The organism is Paraburkholderia sp. BL6665CI2N2, from assembly GCF_004366535.1.
Classification (GTDB): Bacteria; Pseudomonadota; Gammaproteobacteria; order Burkholderiales; family Burkholderiaceae; genus Paraburkholderia.
This window is the reverse complement of the sequence record NZ_SORC01000001.1, coordinates 2,108,153-2,125,522: the sequence shown is the minus strand read 5'-3', so window position 1 is coordinate 2,125,522 and position 17,370 is coordinate 2,108,153. Positions and strand designations below refer to the sequence as shown.

Below are 17,370 nucleotides of genomic sequence, written 5' to 3'. Positions count from 1 at the left end.
TCATATGTGCCGGCGTGGCGACGGCAACCGGGTTTCGACTAGCTGCGCGGCTGCCGCAGCGGCCGGAAGAAGCGGCGAATTTCCGCTGCGAGCAGATCAGGCTTTTCCATGGCCGCGAAATGTCCGCCAGCGGGCATGTCGCTCCATTGCACGACGTTGAACGTTCTTTCGAGCCAGCTGCGCGGCGGGTGATTGATCTCCTTCGGAAAGTGCGCGAAACCGACCGGCGGCGCGACGCGTTGCCCTTCGGCGAAACGCATCGGCTGCAGGCGGTTTTCCCAGTACATCTGGATCGCCGGGCCGATACACTGCGTGTACCAGTAGAGCGAGATGTTGGTCAGCAGATCGTCTTTCGAAAACACACGCTCCACGTCGCCTTCGCAATCGCTCCATGCGCGAAACTTCTCGCCGATCCATGCGGCCAGTCCCACCGGTGAATCGTTGAGCGACGCCGCGAGCGTGAGCGGCCTGGTGCTGTGCATGTGCGCATAGCCGCCTTCCTGCGCGGCCCACTCGTTTTTCTCCCGCAGGAAATTTTCTTCGGCCGGCGTAAGCGGTTTTTGCGCCGCGCCGAGGGCCGGCTCATAGGAGCTCGGCAGGAAGTTGAGATGAATGCCCCCGACGGCTTGCGGATGCCGCGCGGCGAGCGCGATCGACACGCCCGCGCCGAGATCGCCGCCCTGCGCGCCGAAGCGCTCATAGCCGAGGCCTTGCATCAGCGAGGCCCACACATCGGCCACCTGAAACGCGGACGTGCCGGCTTGCGCGGGCGCCTGCGAAAACGCGAAACCAGGCAGCGACGGCACGACGACATCGAAGGCATCGGCAGGATCGCCGCCGGACGCGGCCGGGTCGCATAAGCGGTCGAGCAGCGCATGAAACTCGAAGAACGAGCCGGGCCAGCCATGAGTGATCACCAGCGGATACGGCGCCGGCCCTACGCCGCGCCGATGGACGAAATGCACGCGCTGCCCTTGCACATCGGCGAGAAATTGCGGCTGCTGATTCAAGCCGCGCTCGGCCGCGCGCCAATCGAAACGCTCGGCCCAATACTCGGCCAGTTCGCGCAGCCATGTGGCATCGGCGCCCTGCTGCCAGGCCGGCGACGGCGTGGCGGGCGCCCAACGTGTCGCGCGAATACGCCGGCGAAGCTCGTCGATCTCGTGATCGGCGATTGCAATCTGAAACGCTTGTATCTGCATGGCAACTCGTCCGGGACGGTGTATGGGTCGACGTGCGCAACCGGCTCAAATAGCGGAGCCACGCCCCGTTCAGGCAGCGAGCCAGCACGAGGCAATCTGCATGGTACACAATGGCGCATTTTTCCGTTTTCGCATTCCGGAGACTGCCATGCTTCAAGCGATCGCCGCCCTGCTCACTTTTCAGTGCCTCGGCGAAGGTGTGTCGTACGTGTTCCATTTGCCGGTGCCGGGTCCGGTGATCGGCATGCTGCTGTTGTTCGGCTTCATCATGCTGCGCCCGCAAACCGCCGATGCGATCGAGCCGACCGCGCTCGAACTGCTGCGCCATCTGTCCTTGCTGTTCGTTCCAGCGGGCGTCGGCATCATGGTGTCCGCGAGCCGGATTCGCGGCGACGCTGTCGCGGTGATCGTCTCCATTGCGGTCAGCACGACGCTCGCGATTGCGGTGGCCGCGCTCGTCACACGGGCGTTGATGCGCCGCCAGCATCACGAGCCCTCCGCGCCGGAGTCCGCATCATGACCGCCCTTCCGAAGCTCGGTGCCATCTGGGTGTATCTCGCCGCGAGTCCCTTGCTCGGGCTGACGATCACGCTGATCGCCTACCTCATCGCCCAGAGAATCTACGCGAAGGCGCGCTTCAATCCGCTTGCCAATCCCGTGCTGATCGCGGTAGCGCTGCTGGTGGTGTTGCTCGAAATCACCGGCACGCCGTACGCGACATATTTTGAAGGCGCGCAATTCGTTCACTTTCTGCTGGGCCCTGCAACCGTGGCGCTCGCGCTGCCGCTCTACCGGCAATGGCCGAAGCTGCGCCGCTCCGCGTTGCCGCTGATCGGCGGCCTCGTCGCGGGATCGTTGACGGCCATCGTTTCGTCGGTCGGCGTGGCGGCGCTGTTCGGCGCGTCGCATCAAACGCTCGCCTCGCTCGCACCTAAATCCGCGACCACGCCGATCGCGATGGCGGTCGCTTCCGAGATCGGCGGCATTCCGTCCCTGACCGCCGTCCTCGTCATTTCGACCGGCGTATTCGGTGCCGTGTTCGCGCGCGCGATACTCAACGCGCTGCGCATTGCCGAACCCGAGGTGCGCGGTTTCGCGCTCGGGATCGCATCGCACGGCATCGGCACGGCGCGCGCTTTTCAGGTGAGCGAGGAAATGGGCGCGTTCGCCGGTCTCGGCATGGGCCTGAATGGTGTGTTCACCGCGTTTGTCGTGCCGGTGTTGATGCCGCTCGCCTCGCGCTGGCTGACGGGCTGAGCGGCGTCATCGCAGCAACAGAAAAGCCCGATGGTCGGATAATGAGGCTTCCCTTCCCTTACCCACCCAAAGGAGTTTGCCGCGATGTCTGCCTATGAATCCAAAGTGCCGCGGGTACTGTTGACGAACGACGACGGTATCGACGCGCCCGGCCTCGCCGTACTCGAAGCCGTGGCCGCCGAGCTCGCGCACGAAGTCTGGGTGGTCGCGCCCGAGCACGATCAGAGCGGCACGTCGCATTCGATCAGCCTGCATTCGCCGCTGCGCGTGAGCCGCCAGGGCGAGCGGCGTTTCGGCGTGGCCGGCACACCCGGCGATTGCGTCGTGATGGGCGTGCGTCATCTGATGCGCGACACGCCGCCCACGCTGATTCTTTCCGGCATCAATCGCGGCGGCAACCTCGGTGTCGAAACGATGTTTTCAGGCACCGTCGGCGCCGCCATGACGGGCCTGTTGCTCGGTTTGCCGTCGTTCGCGCTGAGCCAGACTTTCAGCAATCGCGACAACGTGCGCTGGGACACCGCGCGTGCGCTCGCGCCCGGTGTGATCCGCCAATTGCTTGCAATCGAGCACGCGGCGCCCACCTGCCTGAACATCAACTTTCCCGATGTCGACGCGGCGCGTGCCGGTCCGCTCACGCCGACTCGCCAGGGCGTTGGACTGGTGGAAGATATCGACGTGTTGCCGCAAGTCGATCCGCGCGGCATGGCTTATCACTGGTTGCGCTTTCAACGCGGCACGCGCGCGAACGATCCCGACAGCGAAACGGCCGTGGTGGCGTCGGGGCGCGTGTCGGTCACACCGCTCGCTTTCGATCGCACCGACGAGCCCACCTTCGCGCGGCTCGCGGCTTCGCTGAGTTGATCCTGCGGCTCGCCTTTCCGCCAATCGCCGGTTTGCGCGGCGTCACGGACGCGGTGCCGCGGTGAGACTCGGCGCCCCGCCCGGCCCCGCGGGGTCGGGATTGCCGAACGCGGGGAGGCTGCCGTTTTCCCGGGCGCGGGCGATTTCCGCGCGCACCTGCGAGCGCGTTTTCGGGCCGTCGTCCGTTTTCGCCGCCGTGCCGGCAGACGGTATAGCCTGCACCAATGGCGGCGACGGCAGCGTGGCTTGCGTGGCCAGGCCGGCTTGCGACTCCGTCGGCGCGGTTGAAACCACCGGCGGTTTCTGCGGCACTTGCTGGACTAGCGGCGTCACGACGCCCGGCACGCTGCTCGCGCTCTGCATCGCTTTCAGCCCGGCCTGGACCGATGAAGGCTGCCTCGCCACGGCCGGTTCGCCGTTGACCGGCGTTCTCGCGTCCGGCGCGCTGTGGCTGTCGACACGGGCGACCAGGCTGTCCAACGCGGCCTGGTTCTTCGCATAACTCGTCTCGCGGTTCGTCTCGGGGTTCGTCTGTTTCCGGACCGCAGCGCGGCTTTCACGCGACCGCCCATGTTTCGCTGATGAAGAAGACATCCGCACGGGCTTCGCAGCACGTTGCGGCGCCTTCTCGACTTGCGGCGTGTTCACGGCACGCTGCTCGTTATCCACGCGCGCCTGCACTTCCTTTTGCAACGCGCGCACCTGATCGTCGTCCTGATGCGCGGAACGCACTGCATCGAGTTGCGCCTGCGCGGCGGCAAGATCGTTGCGTTGCAGACTGTTGCGCGCCGCCTGCAGGCCGCTGGCCGAAGCACCGCTCGAATCGTTGCGAGCGGCGACCGGACCGGATATGACCGCGCCGCTGATCGTGTCGCCGCGCGTGCGGTAAGCCGGCGTCTCACCTCGCGCGGAACCGAATTCGTCCGTCGACTGCCAGGGTTTGCCGGCCTGCGACACATAGGCAGCGATTGCAACAGCGCTGACGACAAGACCTGCGAGAACGATCTTCCTGGGTTCGCTATACATGCGCCTGCCCTTTCAGTCGTGTTGAATGCGTGTCCGCAGTTGCACGGAAATGCTCGGATTCATCAGAAGGTTGCGACGAACGGGTCCATTCGACGCCGCTACGATGACCGCGAGTTCGCGGCCCCGGTTTTAGCCGCGGGTTCGGCCGATCAAGTCACGTACGGAGGCGCACGCAACCTGGATGCGCTCATTTTCTATTTATATCCGTGAGGCGTCGAATCGTCCGATTGTGCATGGTCCGTTGGCCGAAAAAGCCAGCTTCGGCGCGTATTTTTTCCCGACGCTACCTGGAACTGCGAAGTAACCCGGCAAGGCCGAAATGTGTGCTCAACACATCACGCTTAACTATACGAGCGGCCCTTCTTCCTGCTTCCCACGCATCGCAACGGCAATCGAACTGCCGACGATCAATGCAATGCCGAGCAGCGACATCGCGCCGATCGTCTCGCCCCACGCCATATAACCGAACAAAGCCGCCCACACTATGCTCGTGTAGTTGTACGGCGCGAGCGCGCCCGCGTCGGCCTGGCGGAACGCCATGGTCATCAGCAATTGCCCGGCCGTGGCGAAGCAGCCGAGCAAGGCCATCACCGCGAGCGCCTGGAGCGTGGGCGTGCGCCACGCGAAGAACAGTGAAGCGCCGGTGACGATCGTGCCGATCGTCGTGAAATACAGCACCGTCGTCCCCGAATCGTCGGAGGCGCGAATGCGCTTGATCTGAATGATCGATAGCGCGCCGAAGAAGGCGCTCGACATCAGCAGGACAGGACCGAGCCAGCTCGAATGCGAGCCGTCCGGACGCACCACGAACAGTACGCCGGCAAAGCCGACCGCGGCGGCCAGCGCATCGCGCGGCTTCAACGCCTCCTTCAGCAACAGCGGCGCGAGCACGATCACCAGCAAGGTCTCGGAGTAGACGATCGCCACCGCTTCACTAAGCGGCATGTACGGCAAACCGGCGAAAAAGAGGCCCGACGCGCCCAGCAGCGTCAGCGCGCGAAGAGTCTGCCCGCGCACGTCCATGTGCCTGATCCGCTCGGCGATCGGCTTGCCGCGCAGGCATACCGCCACCGCCGGCACCAAGCCGAACAACATGCGAAAGAACGTGACTTCGTTGGCCGGATAAGCGAGCGCCACGGATTTGGCGAGCGCGTCGACCAGCGCGAAACAGAACATCGACACGAGGATCAGCACAACGCTGCGTAGGGGCACGGCGCTAGTGCGGACGGCGGTGATAGGCGGCATGGATTTTCCTGGGAGCGCGTGGAACCACACGTCGCCCCGGTTTGGCGGGCCGGCTGCGCGGCTCGCAACGGTGGAAAACGGATTATGCCTGCAGCGCCGTCAATGATCGGCTCGGTGAAAAAGCAGAATCGCCATGCTCGTTGGTGCAGCGCAGCGGCATGCGTATCTTGCGCATGCCGCTCGCATAGTCGTTTGTAACGCCGCGTAATTTGTGCGATGCTAGCCACGCCCTGGTTATCCCTAGAAGAAGCATTGGGCGCGAGGCAGACCAATCCTGTTGTCCATTCCTCCGGAGGAGACATGATTGAGTCATCGCAATTGCGCAACTTCGCGCGCGCCGGCAGCGTATCCCGCACCGCTTTCCGTAGCGTCGAATCCACCAGGCTGCACCGCATAGCGGCCGCTTCAAGCTTCGTTTTCCTGATCAATCTCGCCGGCGTCTGCCATGCCGACACGCAGGTCGGCGGCACGCTTCCGCCCGCGCCCGACATACTCTACGGCGATCTCTTCGTAGCCGTGCAAACCGCGCAGATCTACCCGGATCAGAAGACCTTCGTCGACGCAACGCCGAACGCCGATCCCGCCGCGATCGTCCAACTGTACGAGCAGCAGAAGCACAACCCCCGTTTTTCGCTGGCGAAGTTCGTCAGCAAATACTTCACGCCGCCGAGTGAGCCGATCATCACGCCGCCCGCCAACCAGACTCTGCGTGAACACATCAACTGGCTGTGGCCCGCATTGACCCGCACCACCACGAGCGCGCCGCCCAACAGCTCGCTGATTCCATTGCCGAAACCCTATGTGGTGCCGGGCGGCCGTTTCCGCGAAGGCTACTACTGGGACACCTATTTCACGATGCTCGGGCTGCAGGAATCCGGCAACGAAAATCTCGTCGACGACATGCTCGACAACTTCGCCTACGAGATCAATACCTTCGGCCATATTCCGAACGGCAATCGCACCTACTACCTCGACCGTTCGCAGCCGCCGTTTTTCTCGCACATGGTCGAACTCGCCGCGAAGGCGGAAGGCCACGGCGTCTACCAGAAGTACCTGCCGGCGCTGCGCAAGGAATACGCGTACTGGATGCAGGGCGAGACCACCACGCAACCCGGCTCGGCCACGCGCAATGTGGTCGTGATGCCGGATCGCACGGTGCTCAACCGCTACTGGGATGAGCTCGACACGCCGCGCGACGAGTCGTATCTGGAGGACATCCAGACCGCGCAACAGGCAAGCGGCCGCAATCCGAACGACGTCTACCGCGAGTTGCGCGCCACCGCCGAAAGCGGCTGGGATTTCAGCTCGCGCTGGTTCGGCGACAACATGACACTCGCGACGGTGCGCACCACGTCGATCATTCCGGTCGACCTCAACAGCCTGATGTTCCACCTCGAGATCACCATCGCCAAGGGTTGCGGCGAGACGCGCGATTTCCGCTGCGTCGGCGAATTCGCGCAACGCGCCGCGAAACGCGCGCTCGGCATCAACCGCTATCTGTGGAATCCCAACGGCTATTACGGCGACTATGACTGGCAGCTCGCCAAACCGCGCGACAACAAGACGGCCGCGATGGTGTTTCCGCTGTTTGTCGGCGCGGCGTGGCCGGAACGTGCGCTCAAGACGGCGAAACAGGTGCAGTCGACCTTGTTGAAACCGGGCGGCCTCGTCACCACGACCTACAACACGACGCAGCAATGGGATGCGCCGAACGGCTGGGCGCCGCTGCATTGGGCCGCCATTCAGGGCTTGAAGCGCTACGGGCAGGACGCGCTCGCGCAACAGATCGGCACGCGTTTTCTTACCGACGTGAAAGGCGTCTACGCGTCCGATCAGAAACTGGTCGAGAAATACGTGGTGGAAGGCTCGGGAACGGGCGGCGGCGGCGGTGGCGAATATCCGTTGCAGGACGGCTTCGGCTGGACCAATGGCGTGACGCTCAAGCTGCTCGACCTGTATAGCCCGGGCGATTGAGTCCGCACGGAGGGCGGTCTCGCGGCCGCGGCAAGCCATGAATACTGTATAAAAACACAGTATAATGGTTGCCCGAGCCGCCCTTCATTGTCTGATTGCGCGGCACCCAGCCCACGTCGGAATCATGGTGTCCCAGCAAGCCCTATTCGCGCCCGAGCCCGTCTCCCTTCTCCATGACCAGGAAGGCGGAATCCGCTATCTGCCCGAGTCGATCCCGGCTGCCACGGCGCAAGCGTGGTTCGAGACGGCGCTGCGCAATGTCGGCTGGCTTAGTCAGCAGCGAATGATGTACGACCGCGAAGTCGCCGTGCCGCGTCTGCTCGCCACCTTCGCGCGTGGTGCCGAAGATCTGCCCGCGCCCTTGGGCGAGGTATTCGAAGCCGTGCGCGCGCTCGTGGGCGCGCCGTTCAACCGCGTCGGCCTCAATCTCTATCGCGACGGCGGCGACAGCGTCGCGCTTCACAGCGACAAGACCGAAAAGCTGGTGCCCGCCCAGCCCATTGCCATCATTTCGCTCGGCGCGAGCCGCCGCATGTCGATCCGGCCGAAAGCGGGCGCCGGCGCCGGACGGATCGTACATGTCGAACTGGAACCCGGCAGTTGTCTGGTCATGAGCTATGCGTCGCAATTCACGCACGAGCACGGCATTCCCAAGCTCGCGGGTGCGACGGAGCCTCGTATCAGCCTTGCGTTTCGGTGCTTCAGCGGTTGACTAGCGAATGGTGCGTCAGAGCAACGTGACCTTGCCGGTCGCCAGGTCGTAAATGCCGCCGGCAATCTTGACCTTCCCGCTTGTCACATACGGCCCGATCATCGGTCTTGACGCGATCAGCCGGTTGACATTCAACCTGACATTTTCAATCGTGGTTTGCGTAACGAGATCCTCGCCTTGATCTCCTTTCGTCACTTTCGCCACTTTCGCCATCTGCATGGCGGGCTTGATCGCGCGAACCAGTTCCGGCAGATGGCCAGGCAAATGAACGCCATCCTTGAGCGCCTTGACCGTGGCGCTCACCGCACCACACTGCGTATGCCCGAGCACCATGATGAGCGGCACGCCGAGGAATTCGACGCCGTATTCGAGGCTCGCGAGAATATCGTCGTTGACGAAATTGCCGGCCACGCGCACCACGAACAGATCGCCCGGTCCCTGATCGAAGGCGAGTTCCGGTGCGACCCGCGAATCCGCACACCCCACGACGGCGGCAATCGGATACTGCGCCGAGACACGCGCCGCGCGGCCTGCGGAATAGTCCTTGTTTGAAGGGTTATTCGCGGCGTAACGAGCGTTGCCCTGCATCAGGCGGTCGAGCGCTTCAGAAGGTGGAATCGAATTCGGCGCATTGGCTGACGCGGGTTCCGCCGCCACGGCTACGCGCCGCGGCAAACCCGCCAGCGTGATCGACGACGCACCGGCCAGCAGCAGATTGCGCCGCGTGGGTGAATACAGATGACGGCCGCACATGGCTCGCCTCCTATGTCATGAGCAGCGCCCCAGCGGTGCCGTTCGAACCGGCATGAATCGTGAAAGCGGGGCCGCGCGCGCGACGCCTCATCGTGCGCTTGCCACGTTCGAACATCAAGTTAGACGGCGTAGATGTCCGGGTTGTCCACTAGCGGTAAAAATTTGCCGCTAGTGCCGTCGAGCGCGAGCATCGTGCCGCTTTCGATATCGAAGATCCAGCCGTGCAGCCGCAGTGTTTTATTCGCAAGCCCGACTGCCACCGACGGATGCGTGCGGATGTTCGCCAGTTGCGCAATCACGTTGTCCTTGACCAGCGCGGAGAGGCACTCGGCGTCCGAATGGTAGGTGCGTGATGCGTTGATGGCCTTGGCCGCATCCGCGTGACGCAGCCAGCCCGCCACTGCCGGCAGATGATCGAGATTCTTGCAGGTCGAGATCGCCGTCATCGCACCGCAGTTCGAGTGGCCGCAGATCACGATATCGCGCACGCCCAACACGGCCACCGCGTATTCGACGGTCGCCGACACGCCGCCCGGTTCCGGACCATAAGACGGCACGATATTGCCGGCATTGCGGATCACGAACAGCGAACCCGGCTCGGTCTGCGTCAGCAGCTCCGGCACGACACGGCTATCCGAGCACGTCACGAAAAGCGTACTGGGACTTTGCGCCATGGACAGACGCTTGAACAACGCGCTCTGCTGCGGAAAGACTTCGCGTTGAAAGCGGATGAGACCCTCGATGATTTCCTGCACGGTTGTTCTCCATAAATCGAAGCGTGAGCCCGCAGTGCTCGCGGCAATATGAAACCCGCGAGCATACATGCGATCCATTGGCGCGACTATACCGCAGCCAAAGGCGTGGCCGCGCACTGGCCAAACATGCGAGTGCGAACGTCGCCGAGGCGCCATCGTGAGAACATTTTCACCGTGCGCGGCGAAACAAAAAAAAGCCCCGGCTGTTACCAGCCGGGGCCAACTCTCTCGCTCGCACACCGGAAACCGTGCGTGCCTGACTACTTTACCGATACCGCCGAAGCCGATATATACGCCATGCTGGAAGAGTCCCTTCCAACGCGGCGCGCGCTACCTCGCGCCCGTCGGATCAACGGCTATACATCGCATTCCAGTCGGCGGCGGACACAGCCGGGCGGCCGCTTTGCGACGAACCGGCCACGTTGCCGCCATAACCGCTAGTCTCGCCGTTGCGCGCGGCGACGCGCGCTTCTGCGGCCTGAATCGCTTCGGGGTAATGCGCCTGGTCGCCGTCGCCGACGTGATAGCCGCCCTGCTGCAGTTGAACCAGTTCCGCGCGCACCTGCGCGCGCGTAATGCCGGAATTCGATTGGGCGAACACGGTGGCCGAAGCAGCCAGCGAAGCGACGATAACGACAGCCTTGATCAGGGAATTCATGATGGAAACACCTCCAATAATTGATGGTCAGCAGCGCTTCGAATCGCTCTCCGCGCAACCGCTGAAACCAATATAGGTGCCGATTCCTCATAGAATAACGGCCCGCCGTCGAAGGGATTGTTCCTGAATCCGGAGCAATCACGCTCAGAAGCGCGTGCGGATCCCCACCGTGCCGACCACCTGATTTGCCGTCGACGACGCGCCGCCCGCCGTGTTGATAAACGCGGTGTAGCCCTTGCCGCTCACGTGCTGGTACATCGCTTCGGCATACACGTCGGTGCGCAACGACAGCGCATAGACGGCTTGCAGGTTCACCTGATTCCACTTCGGATCCGAGCCGAAGCTCGAGGTGCCGCCCACCTGCGCGTCCGTATAGGTATAGGCCGCCCCGAGGCTCAGCGCGGGCGTCACGGCGTACTTGCCGTTCACTTCGTAGTTGTCGAAGCGCATCGAGCCATGCGTGGCGCCGAACGACGCGGTGTTCTGGAACTGGCTGTGCGTGTAGACGAAGCCGGCCGTCACGGGACCGAAGCCATAGCTCAACGCGGCGCCTGCCGTGCGCTGCACATCGGCGCCGAGCTGAAAGCCGCCCGTGCCGTTGGCCGCGGATTCGCCGAGATCGACCGCGCCGGACGTATTGCCGGTCGAGTTCGACCCGTTGATCTGCAAATAGCCGGCAGCCGCCTTGAACGGACCGTTGACATAGCTCACGCCGGCGCTATAGGCACGATTCAGCGCGAATTCCGTGTTGTTCGAGAACGCGTACATCCCACCGAACTTCAGACCGGCGTAGTTCGCGCTCGTGTACTTCACGGCGTTGCTCATGCGCACTGAGTGATTCAGATTGTCATTGTCGAACGGATGTGCGAAGCCGGTATCACCGAAGGTGCCCGCCGTGCCCGAGAGCGGCGCGACGAAATCGACCAGCGAGTCGTACTGGCGGCCCAGTGTGAGCGTGCCGTACTGCTTGCTGCTCAAGCCGACAAACGCCTGACGGCCGAACAGCCGGTTGTTCTGGCCCAGCTTGCCGTTCTGCACGTTGTAGCCATTTTCCAGCACGAAAATCGCCTGCAATCCGCCGCCGAGATCTTCCGCGCCGCGCAAGCCGAAGCGGCTGCCGTTGATGTTGCCGCTCGTCGCCTGCACCAGCGCGCCCTGCGAGCCGCCCTTCTTCACGTTGTTGGTGTACATCACGCCGGCGTCGATGAGGCCGTACAGCGTGACCGAACTTTGCGCATGCGCCGTCGCCGCGGCGAGTCCTGCGAACGCCGCGACCGCGGCGGTAATCTTTTTCACGTCAATGCTCCTGCGTAGCTGGAATATCTGGTTGAACAGCGACGCGAGTATAGAAACGCGGGCATTGAAAACGAATGCCCGGACCCTAGAGCAGTCCTTTATGGAATCTGGAAGAATCCGTCATCTGCACGCAGCAATCGCGATGTGCCGCGCTTCGACGAGGTGTTTTGAAAGCAGGAGACGCGCGGCGATGGCTCTGCGCGGAATGGACGGGTTGTGTGTGAACAACAGCCGTTGAGTCGTTTGCGAGGCCCGGCGCGCGCGCCGGGCTCGTCGTCAATCAGAAACCGGGCCGCTCAGGCCCTGTTGAAATCACCGGTTTCGAGTTCCACGGACTGCCCGCCGTTTTTTTCGAGGACCTTGCGCGTAGCGTTTTCAATCCGCGCGCGATTCGCCTCGAACGTATTGACGAGGTCATGGGCCGACGGGCCGTCGTTGCCGAAATGCTCGTTCAGCGCATCCAGCGACACGCTGCACCAGACGTCGGCCCCGTCGACATTGGCTTCGAAGGCGACGCGCGCCGCCGCAACCACTTCACGGCGTCCGGTGAATTCGATCCTCATGATGACCCTCCATTTGTCGAAAGAAAGCTTCGAGTGCGCAAACGCTGTGCCACGGCGGCGTGGTCCGCAAGACCGGCCGGGGTCAGCGCACATTCTCAGCAGGGTGCATACTCGACACCGGCCGTCCTCGTACGGTCGTGCCGATGCGTCACGGCCTGGCCGCCCATGGCCACGCTGCCCGACGTGCCTTATATCCTAATACTAACTCCTGGCCCATGTCCCGCAACCCGCAATCGTCGCGTCCCCTCGTCATTGCCGCCGTGATGGCGTCCATGGCGATGGTCGCCATCGAAGCCACCATCGTCTCCACCGCCATGCCTCAGATCGTCGCGCAACTCGGCGATCTGCACCTGTATAGCTGGGTCTTCTCGTCGTTCCTGCTCACCCAGACCGCCATGACCGTGGTATTCGGCAAACTCGCCGATCTGTACGGCCGCAAGCCCGTCATGCTGGCCGGCATCGCAATCTTTCTGCTTGGCTCGGTGCTGGCCGGCTTCGCCTGGTCGATGCCGGCCATGATCGCGTTCCGGCTGATTCAGGGCGTCGGTGCCGGCGCGATCCAGCCGGTCACGCTGACCATCGTCGCCGACCTCTATCCCGCGCGCGAACGCGGCAAGGTGCAAGGCTATCTCGCGAGCGTGTGGGCGATTTCGGCGGTGGTGGGCCCGATGGTCGGCGGCTTCATCATTCACAACATGTCGTGGGCCTGGATCTTCTGGATGAACGTGCCGATCGGGCTTGCCTCCGCGGCGGGCTTTATCGCGTTTCTGCGCGAGTCGGAACGGCATGCGCGCCCTTCGATCGATTTCGGCGGCGCGGCGCTGTTCATGGCGGCGATCGCCGCGCTCATGATGGCGCTCACCTACGCCGGCGACGACCAGGTCGCGCAAGCGTCGATGGCGGGCGGCGCGTTCGCGCTGTGCGTGCTGCTGTTCGTGTGGCAGGAGCGCCGCGCGGCTGAACCGATGATCTCCTTCGCGCTCTGGAGCCGCCGGCCGATTGCCGCCTCCAACGGCGCCACGTTGCTGTCCGGCATGATCCTGATGGGCGCGACCACGTTTTTGCCGATGTACGTGCAGGGCGTGCTGCATCGCTCGCCGGTGATCGCCGGCCTCGCCTTGACGATGATGATGGTGGGCTGGCCGGCCGGCGCGACGCTCGCCGCGAAGTCGTTTCATCGCCTCGGCTTGCGGCGCATTCTGATCGGCGGCAGCGCGGCCATTCCGCTCGGCGCGCTGTTGCTGCTGTTTCTGTCGCCCGGCGGCTCGCCGCTCGTCGCGGCGTTCGGCTCGTTGATCATGGGCTTCGGCATGGGCACGTCGAGCGTCAGTTGCCTGATCCTCATTCAGGAGATCGTTCGCATGGACGAACGCGGCAGCGCTACCGCGTCCAATCTGTTTTCGCGCAATCTCGGCAGCACCCTGGGTGCGACGCTGTTCGGCGCGGTGCTCAACTTCGGCCTCAGTCATTCGAAAGGTGTGGCCGTGGTCACGTCGGACCAGTTGAAGGCGCTGTTGCAGAATCAGGCCGCCAGTCTCGGTGACAGCGACATGATCCGCACTGTCCTGCATCAATCGCTGCACCTCACGTTCATTTCGCTCTTTGTCATCGCGATCTTCGTGGTCGTGCTGCTGATGTTCGTGCCCGCGATCAGGATCGGCGGCGAAAGGAAGATGCCGATCGAAGCATTGGCGCCGCTGGAGGACTGAGATGCGTGGCGGGCGCGGCGGCGTACGGTCCGCTGCCGCGCTTTGTTCGATAAGCCTGACGCAATTCTGCCAGCGTCAGCGCGCCGGCAAGGTCGCCGCGAAAAAGCGGATCGCCCGGTCAGCGGCCAGCGCATGCACCGCATCACGATCGACACCCGGTCCATCCCGGCAAATGCCCGCGAGGCGCGCGACGACATCGGCGAGACAGGTATCCAGAAACGTGTAATGCGACGCGCCCGGCACCATCTCCACATGCGCGCTTCGTAGCAAACCCGCGATGCGGTGAATGTTGGTGGCCACCGGCGCGATGACGTCGGCCTCACCCGCGAGCAGCGAGACGGGAATCGTCACGTCGGCAAACGAGTTGGCGTCGAAGGCCTCGCCCAATGCGGGCGCAATGGCGAATACGGCTTTGACGCGTGGATCGCGATACGACGCGCCGGACCGCGCGCGCGAGGCCTTCGTTGCCGGTGATAGATCGTCGAGCGCCGAGGGCGCCGCGCCCGATGCATCGCTAATGCGCGCCGCCTCCGGTGGATGACAGATCGCGTCGGCCTCAGGCGATGCGCAGAAACGCTCGAACGCCGGCAGATTGGTCCGCGCGCCCGCCAGTTCGAGCACGGTATAACCGCCCAGCGAAAAACCCACCGCGCCGATCCGCTCGCGGTCCACATGCGGCCCGAGCAGCGGATCGGCGAGCACGCCGTCGAGCACTTCGCTCGCGTCGGCGGCGCGCTCCCACCACAGCATGAAGCCGTCGCGCGTCATCGGCGCCGCCGCGTTGTTGCCCGGATGATTGGCGCCGGCCACGATATAGCCCTGCGCGGCAAGCGCCGCGGCCAGCCAGTCGAGACTGTCGGCGGTGCCGCCCGTGCCGTGCGAGAGCACCAGCAACGGGTAGCTCGTGCGGGCGGTCGAGAGCGGCGCATCGTGGGCTGCGGCATGGCCGTGGAAGATCGGCTGAGCGGGCGCGCCGATCTCGCGCGGCGTCTGCGGCACCGACGTATCGACCGGATACCAGATGCGCGTCACCAGCGCCTCGGTTTTCGCTCCGCGCCAATGGCGAGCCACGGCGGGACGAAATACGCGCGTCGTCTCGCCCACATGCAGGTCGGCCTGATCCGCCGACACGGCGCCCGCCCAGCACAACGCCGCCGCACACGCCAATCCGGCGATGACGGCACAGCTCGCACGAAACATGGTCAGTCCTTGCGGATAGGAATCATCAGGTCGGTCACGCACGTCTGCTGCAGACCGGCGACCAGTGGATTGCGATACAGCTCGAGTGCGGGACGCCGGTCGCGCAGATAACCGCTTTGCGGCAGCCAGCCGCCGTAAAGTGCGCGAAAGGTCGGCGAGATCAACGCATACGGACCAATCAGCCGATGCACCGCGTACAGCCCGCCGTCGAGCCGTAACGGTTCGACTGCATCACTGGCTTCGAGCGGCACGTCATGTGGGCCCGCGACGATGGCCGCACGATAGCTGAAGCTATCCTTCGCCGCCGGATCGCGCACGCAGATGCCCACGCGCTGATCCATCACCGCGTTTTCGTCGCAGCGCAGCATCGTCATGAGCGAGCGAAAGGTCTGGCCGATCGTCGCGACCGGTCCGTCGTGCCGCAGACTCAGTACATCGAACGGCGCGATCTCAGTGAGTTCGACGGCAGGCAGCGCCGGAGCCGCGACGTCGTTCCTCGGTGCGTCGAGTCGTGCGTCAGCCGCGCGGCCCGTGCATGGCGCGGCCAGACGTTTCTGCCGTGCCTTGAACTCGCTCGGCGAGACGCCGGTGAAGCCGCGAAACGCACGCGCGAAGGCTTGCGGGCTGTTGTAGCCGGCATCGTGCGCGACCGTGGTGACCGACGCGGCGGCATCGGTCAGCCGTTGCGCCGCTTGCGCAAGCCGCAGGCGCTGCACGGTCTCCACCACGCTCTCGCCGGTCAGCGCCCGGTACACGCGATGAAAATGAAACGGCGACAGGAGCGCCACCGCGGCGAGGCTTTCCAGCGTATGGTGCGCGCCGGGTTCGAGCAGAATCGCCTCGACCACGCGGGCGATCCGCCGACGGTAATCACGTTCGGTGCTGGGCTTCATCATGGCGCTAGGATAGCGGCGTCGCGGCCGCAAGACGGTGCAGAGCTTGCCGAATTTCAGGCGGCGTGTGCCGCGCGATGCAGCATGCTCTTTGTCGCTCGCGCCGGCGAGGCATCATGATCTTTCCTGGTCGCGCCGGCAATGCAGCATGCTCTGTCTCGCTCGCGCCAGAGAGGCAGCATGCTCTTTCCCTGTCGCGCCGGCGATCGCGAGCGTGCTCATTGCGCTCCTTGCTCCTCGCGGCACAGCGCGATCATCCATGCGTGCACCGCATCCACCGCGGCCGAGCGCGCCGGCTGCGCCGAGCGCATCAGCCAGAGCGGCGCGAGCGCGAAGCCCGGCACTTGCGGCAGGACTTCGACGCGGCCGCTCGTCAACGCGTCGCCCGCGTCAAGTCGCGACACCATCGCAATGCCCATATCCTGTTCCGCAGCAGCGACCAGAAAACGCGGATCGCTGACCGTGATCGCCCGGCGCGTGCGCAAGCCGCCGCGCTTTAATTCCGGCAGCCATGGCGCCCATTCGGGACGCGCCTCGTGCACCAGCAACGGCGCCTGCGTCATTACATCGGGAAACGGCGCGTCACGCAGACGGCGCGCCGTCACCGGTCCGCAGATCGCCACGGCCGCTTCGCCGAGCAATGGCTCGCACACCACCTCCGGCGTTCGGATCGCCTTCGACGAGACGACCAGATCGACATCCACGCGGTCGATCTCGTTGACTTCCTCGCCGGTCACGAGCCATAGCTCCAGCGTCGGCAACGCTTCGGCGAACGCCCGCATGCGCGGCATCAACCAGCCTGAAGCGAATTGCGGCGCGCACACGAGAATCACCGAATCCGGATTGCCGTACGGCTCGATGCGATCGCGCCCGTCGGCGAGCGTGGCGAGCGCCGTCGTCACGGTTTGCGCGTACAGCGTGCCGGCGGCCGTCAGCGCCACGCCACGGCCGATGCGGCGGAACAGCGGCTGCCCGGTCCATTCCTCGAGCTGCTGGATCTGATGGCTGATCGCCGACTGCGTCAGCGCCAGTTCCTGCGCGGCGCGCGTGAAGCTGCCCAAACGCGCGGCGGCGTCGAAGGCGAGCAAGGCTTGCAAGGGTGGAAGTCTGCGCATTGTCAGCTCGGACGAGATATTAGAAATATCGATACTTCCAGCAAAATTATTCGCTTTTCGCCGGAATTTTTCCCCGCAATCATAGACCCAGTTGCCCGTCACGCGTAACTCGCCGCTAATTCGCCTTGCGGCAGACATGAGCAATATT

At 64.3% G+C, this 17,370-nt stretch carries 17 protein-coding genes; 6 read left to right on the top strand and 11 right to left on the bottom strand.

Features of this window, described 5'->3' with window-relative positions; genetic code table 11:
• Nucleotides 1-38: 38 nt before the first annotated feature.
• Complete coding sequence (locus B0G81_RS09515; RefSeq protein WP_134134812.1) at nt 39-1,202, bottom strand: epoxide hydrolase family protein; 1,164 nt, start codon at nt 1,200-1,202, stop codon at nt 39-41.
• A gap of 148 nt (nt 1,203-1,350) precedes the next feature.
• Between B0G81_RS09515 and B0G81_RS09510 the strand changes: the two genes are divergently transcribed.
• From B0G81_RS09510 to surE, 3 genes are all read left to right on the top strand, one after another.
• Nucleotides 1,351-1,722: a CidA/LrgA family protein gene (locus B0G81_RS09510; RefSeq protein ID WP_134134810.1), complete on the top strand. Its 372-nt coding sequence runs from the start codon at nt 1,351-1,353 to the stop codon at nt 1,720-1,722.
• On the top strand, nt 1,719-2,459 hold the full coding sequence (locus B0G81_RS09505) for an LrgB family protein (RefSeq protein ID WP_134134808.1): 741 nt from the start codon (nt 1,719-1,721) through the stop codon (nt 2,457-2,459). The genes B0G81_RS09510 and B0G81_RS09505 overlap by 4 nt, the downstream gene beginning before the upstream one ends.
• A gap of 84 nt (nt 2,460-2,543) precedes the next feature.
• Nucleotides 2,544-3,323 carry a 5'/3'-nucleotidase SurE gene (surE, locus tag B0G81_RS09500; RefSeq protein WP_134134806.1) on the top strand — a complete coding sequence of 260 codons (780 nt, stop codon included), beginning with the start codon at nt 2,544-2,546 and terminating at the stop codon, nt 3,321-3,323.
• A gap of 42 nt (nt 3,324-3,365) precedes the next feature.
• Here the strand turns inward: surE and B0G81_RS44530 are convergent, their stop codons facing one another.
• Nucleotides 3,366-4,349 (bottom strand): DUF4148 domain-containing protein, encoded by a 984-nt coding sequence (locus tag B0G81_RS44530; RefSeq protein ID WP_243856403.1) that lies wholly within the window; start codon nt 4,347-4,349, stop codon nt 3,366-3,368.
• A 345-nt stretch (nt 4,350-4,694) separates the two neighbouring features.
• A complete protein-coding gene (locus B0G81_RS09490) occupies nt 4,695-5,594 on the bottom strand; it encodes a DMT family transporter (RefSeq protein ID WP_134134804.1) in 900 nt (299 codons plus the stop codon).
• 300 nt (nt 5,595-5,894) lie between these two features.
• Between B0G81_RS09490 and treA the strand changes: the two genes are divergently transcribed.
• Both treA and B0G81_RS09480 read left to right on the top strand, forming a co-directional pair.
• The gene (treA, locus tag B0G81_RS09485; protein WP_134134799.1) at nt 5,895-7,568 is read left to right on the top strand and encodes an alpha,alpha-trehalase TreA; all 1,674 of its coding nucleotides are present in this window, start codon (nt 5,895-5,897) and stop codon (nt 7,566-7,568) included.
• A 124-nt stretch (nt 7,569-7,692) separates the two neighbouring features.
• A complete protein-coding gene (locus B0G81_RS09480) occupies nt 7,693-8,280 on the top strand; it encodes an alpha-ketoglutarate-dependent dioxygenase AlkB (protein WP_134134795.1) in 588 nt (195 codons plus the stop codon).
• A 15-nt stretch (nt 8,281-8,295) separates the two neighbouring features.
• Here the strand turns inward: B0G81_RS09480 and B0G81_RS09475 are convergent, their stop codons facing one another.
• The 5 genes from B0G81_RS09475 to B0G81_RS09455 all read right to left on the bottom strand — a co-directional run bounded on the left by B0G81_RS09475 (nt 8,296) and on the right by B0G81_RS09455 (nt 12,305).
• Nucleotides 8,296-9,033, bottom strand: coding sequence for a carbonic anhydrase (locus B0G81_RS09475; RefSeq protein ID WP_134134792.1), 738 nt, complete (start codon nt 9,031-9,033; stop codon nt 8,296-8,298).
• Nucleotides 9,034-9,152: 119 nt separating this feature from the next.
• Nucleotides 9,153-9,788, bottom strand: a complete 636-nt coding sequence (locus tag B0G81_RS09470) for a carbonic anhydrase (protein WP_106278172.1) — start codon at nt 9,786-9,788, stop codon at nt 9,153-9,155.
• A gap of 349 nt (nt 9,789-10,137) precedes the next feature.
• A complete protein-coding gene (locus B0G81_RS09465; protein WP_106278174.1) occupies nt 10,138-10,446 on the bottom strand; it encodes a DUF4148 domain-containing protein in 309 nt (102 codons plus the stop codon).
• 144 nt (nt 10,447-10,590) lie between these two features.
• Nucleotides 10,591-11,742: a porin gene (locus B0G81_RS09460; RefSeq protein WP_134134790.1), complete on the bottom strand. Its 1,152-nt coding sequence runs from the start codon at nt 11,740-11,742 to the stop codon at nt 10,591-10,593.
• Nucleotides 11,743-12,038: 296 nt separating this feature from the next.
• Nucleotides 12,039-12,305 carry a DUF1488 domain-containing protein gene (locus B0G81_RS09455; RefSeq protein WP_106278178.1) on the bottom strand — a complete coding sequence of 89 codons (267 nt, stop codon included), beginning with the start codon at nt 12,303-12,305 and terminating at the stop codon, nt 12,039-12,041.
• Nucleotides 12,306-12,520: 215 nt separating this feature from the next.
• Between B0G81_RS09455 and B0G81_RS09450 the strand changes: the two genes are divergently transcribed.
• The gene (locus B0G81_RS09450) at nt 12,521-14,014 is read left to right on the top strand and encodes an MDR family MFS transporter (RefSeq protein WP_106278180.1); all 1,494 of its coding nucleotides are present in this window, start codon (nt 12,521-12,523) and stop codon (nt 14,012-14,014) included.
• 75 nt (nt 14,015-14,089) lie between these two features.
• Here the strand turns inward: B0G81_RS09450 and B0G81_RS09445 are convergent, their stop codons facing one another.
• From B0G81_RS09445 to B0G81_RS09435, 3 genes are all read right to left on the bottom strand, one after another.
• Nucleotides 14,090-15,214 carry a peptidase gene (locus B0G81_RS09445; protein WP_134134788.1) on the bottom strand — a complete coding sequence of 375 codons (1,125 nt, stop codon included), beginning with the start codon at nt 15,212-15,214 and terminating at the stop codon, nt 14,090-14,092.
• A gap of 2 nt (nt 15,215-15,216) precedes the next feature.
• A complete protein-coding gene (locus B0G81_RS09440) occupies nt 15,217-16,110 on the bottom strand; it encodes a GyrI-like domain-containing protein (RefSeq protein WP_134134786.1) in 894 nt (297 codons plus the stop codon).
• 215 nt (nt 16,111-16,325) lie between these two features.
• Complete coding sequence (locus tag B0G81_RS09435) at nt 16,326-17,222, bottom strand: LysR family transcriptional regulator (RefSeq protein WP_166678944.1); 897 nt, start codon at nt 17,220-17,222, stop codon at nt 16,326-16,328.
• Nucleotides 17,223-17,370 lie beyond the last annotated feature (148 nt).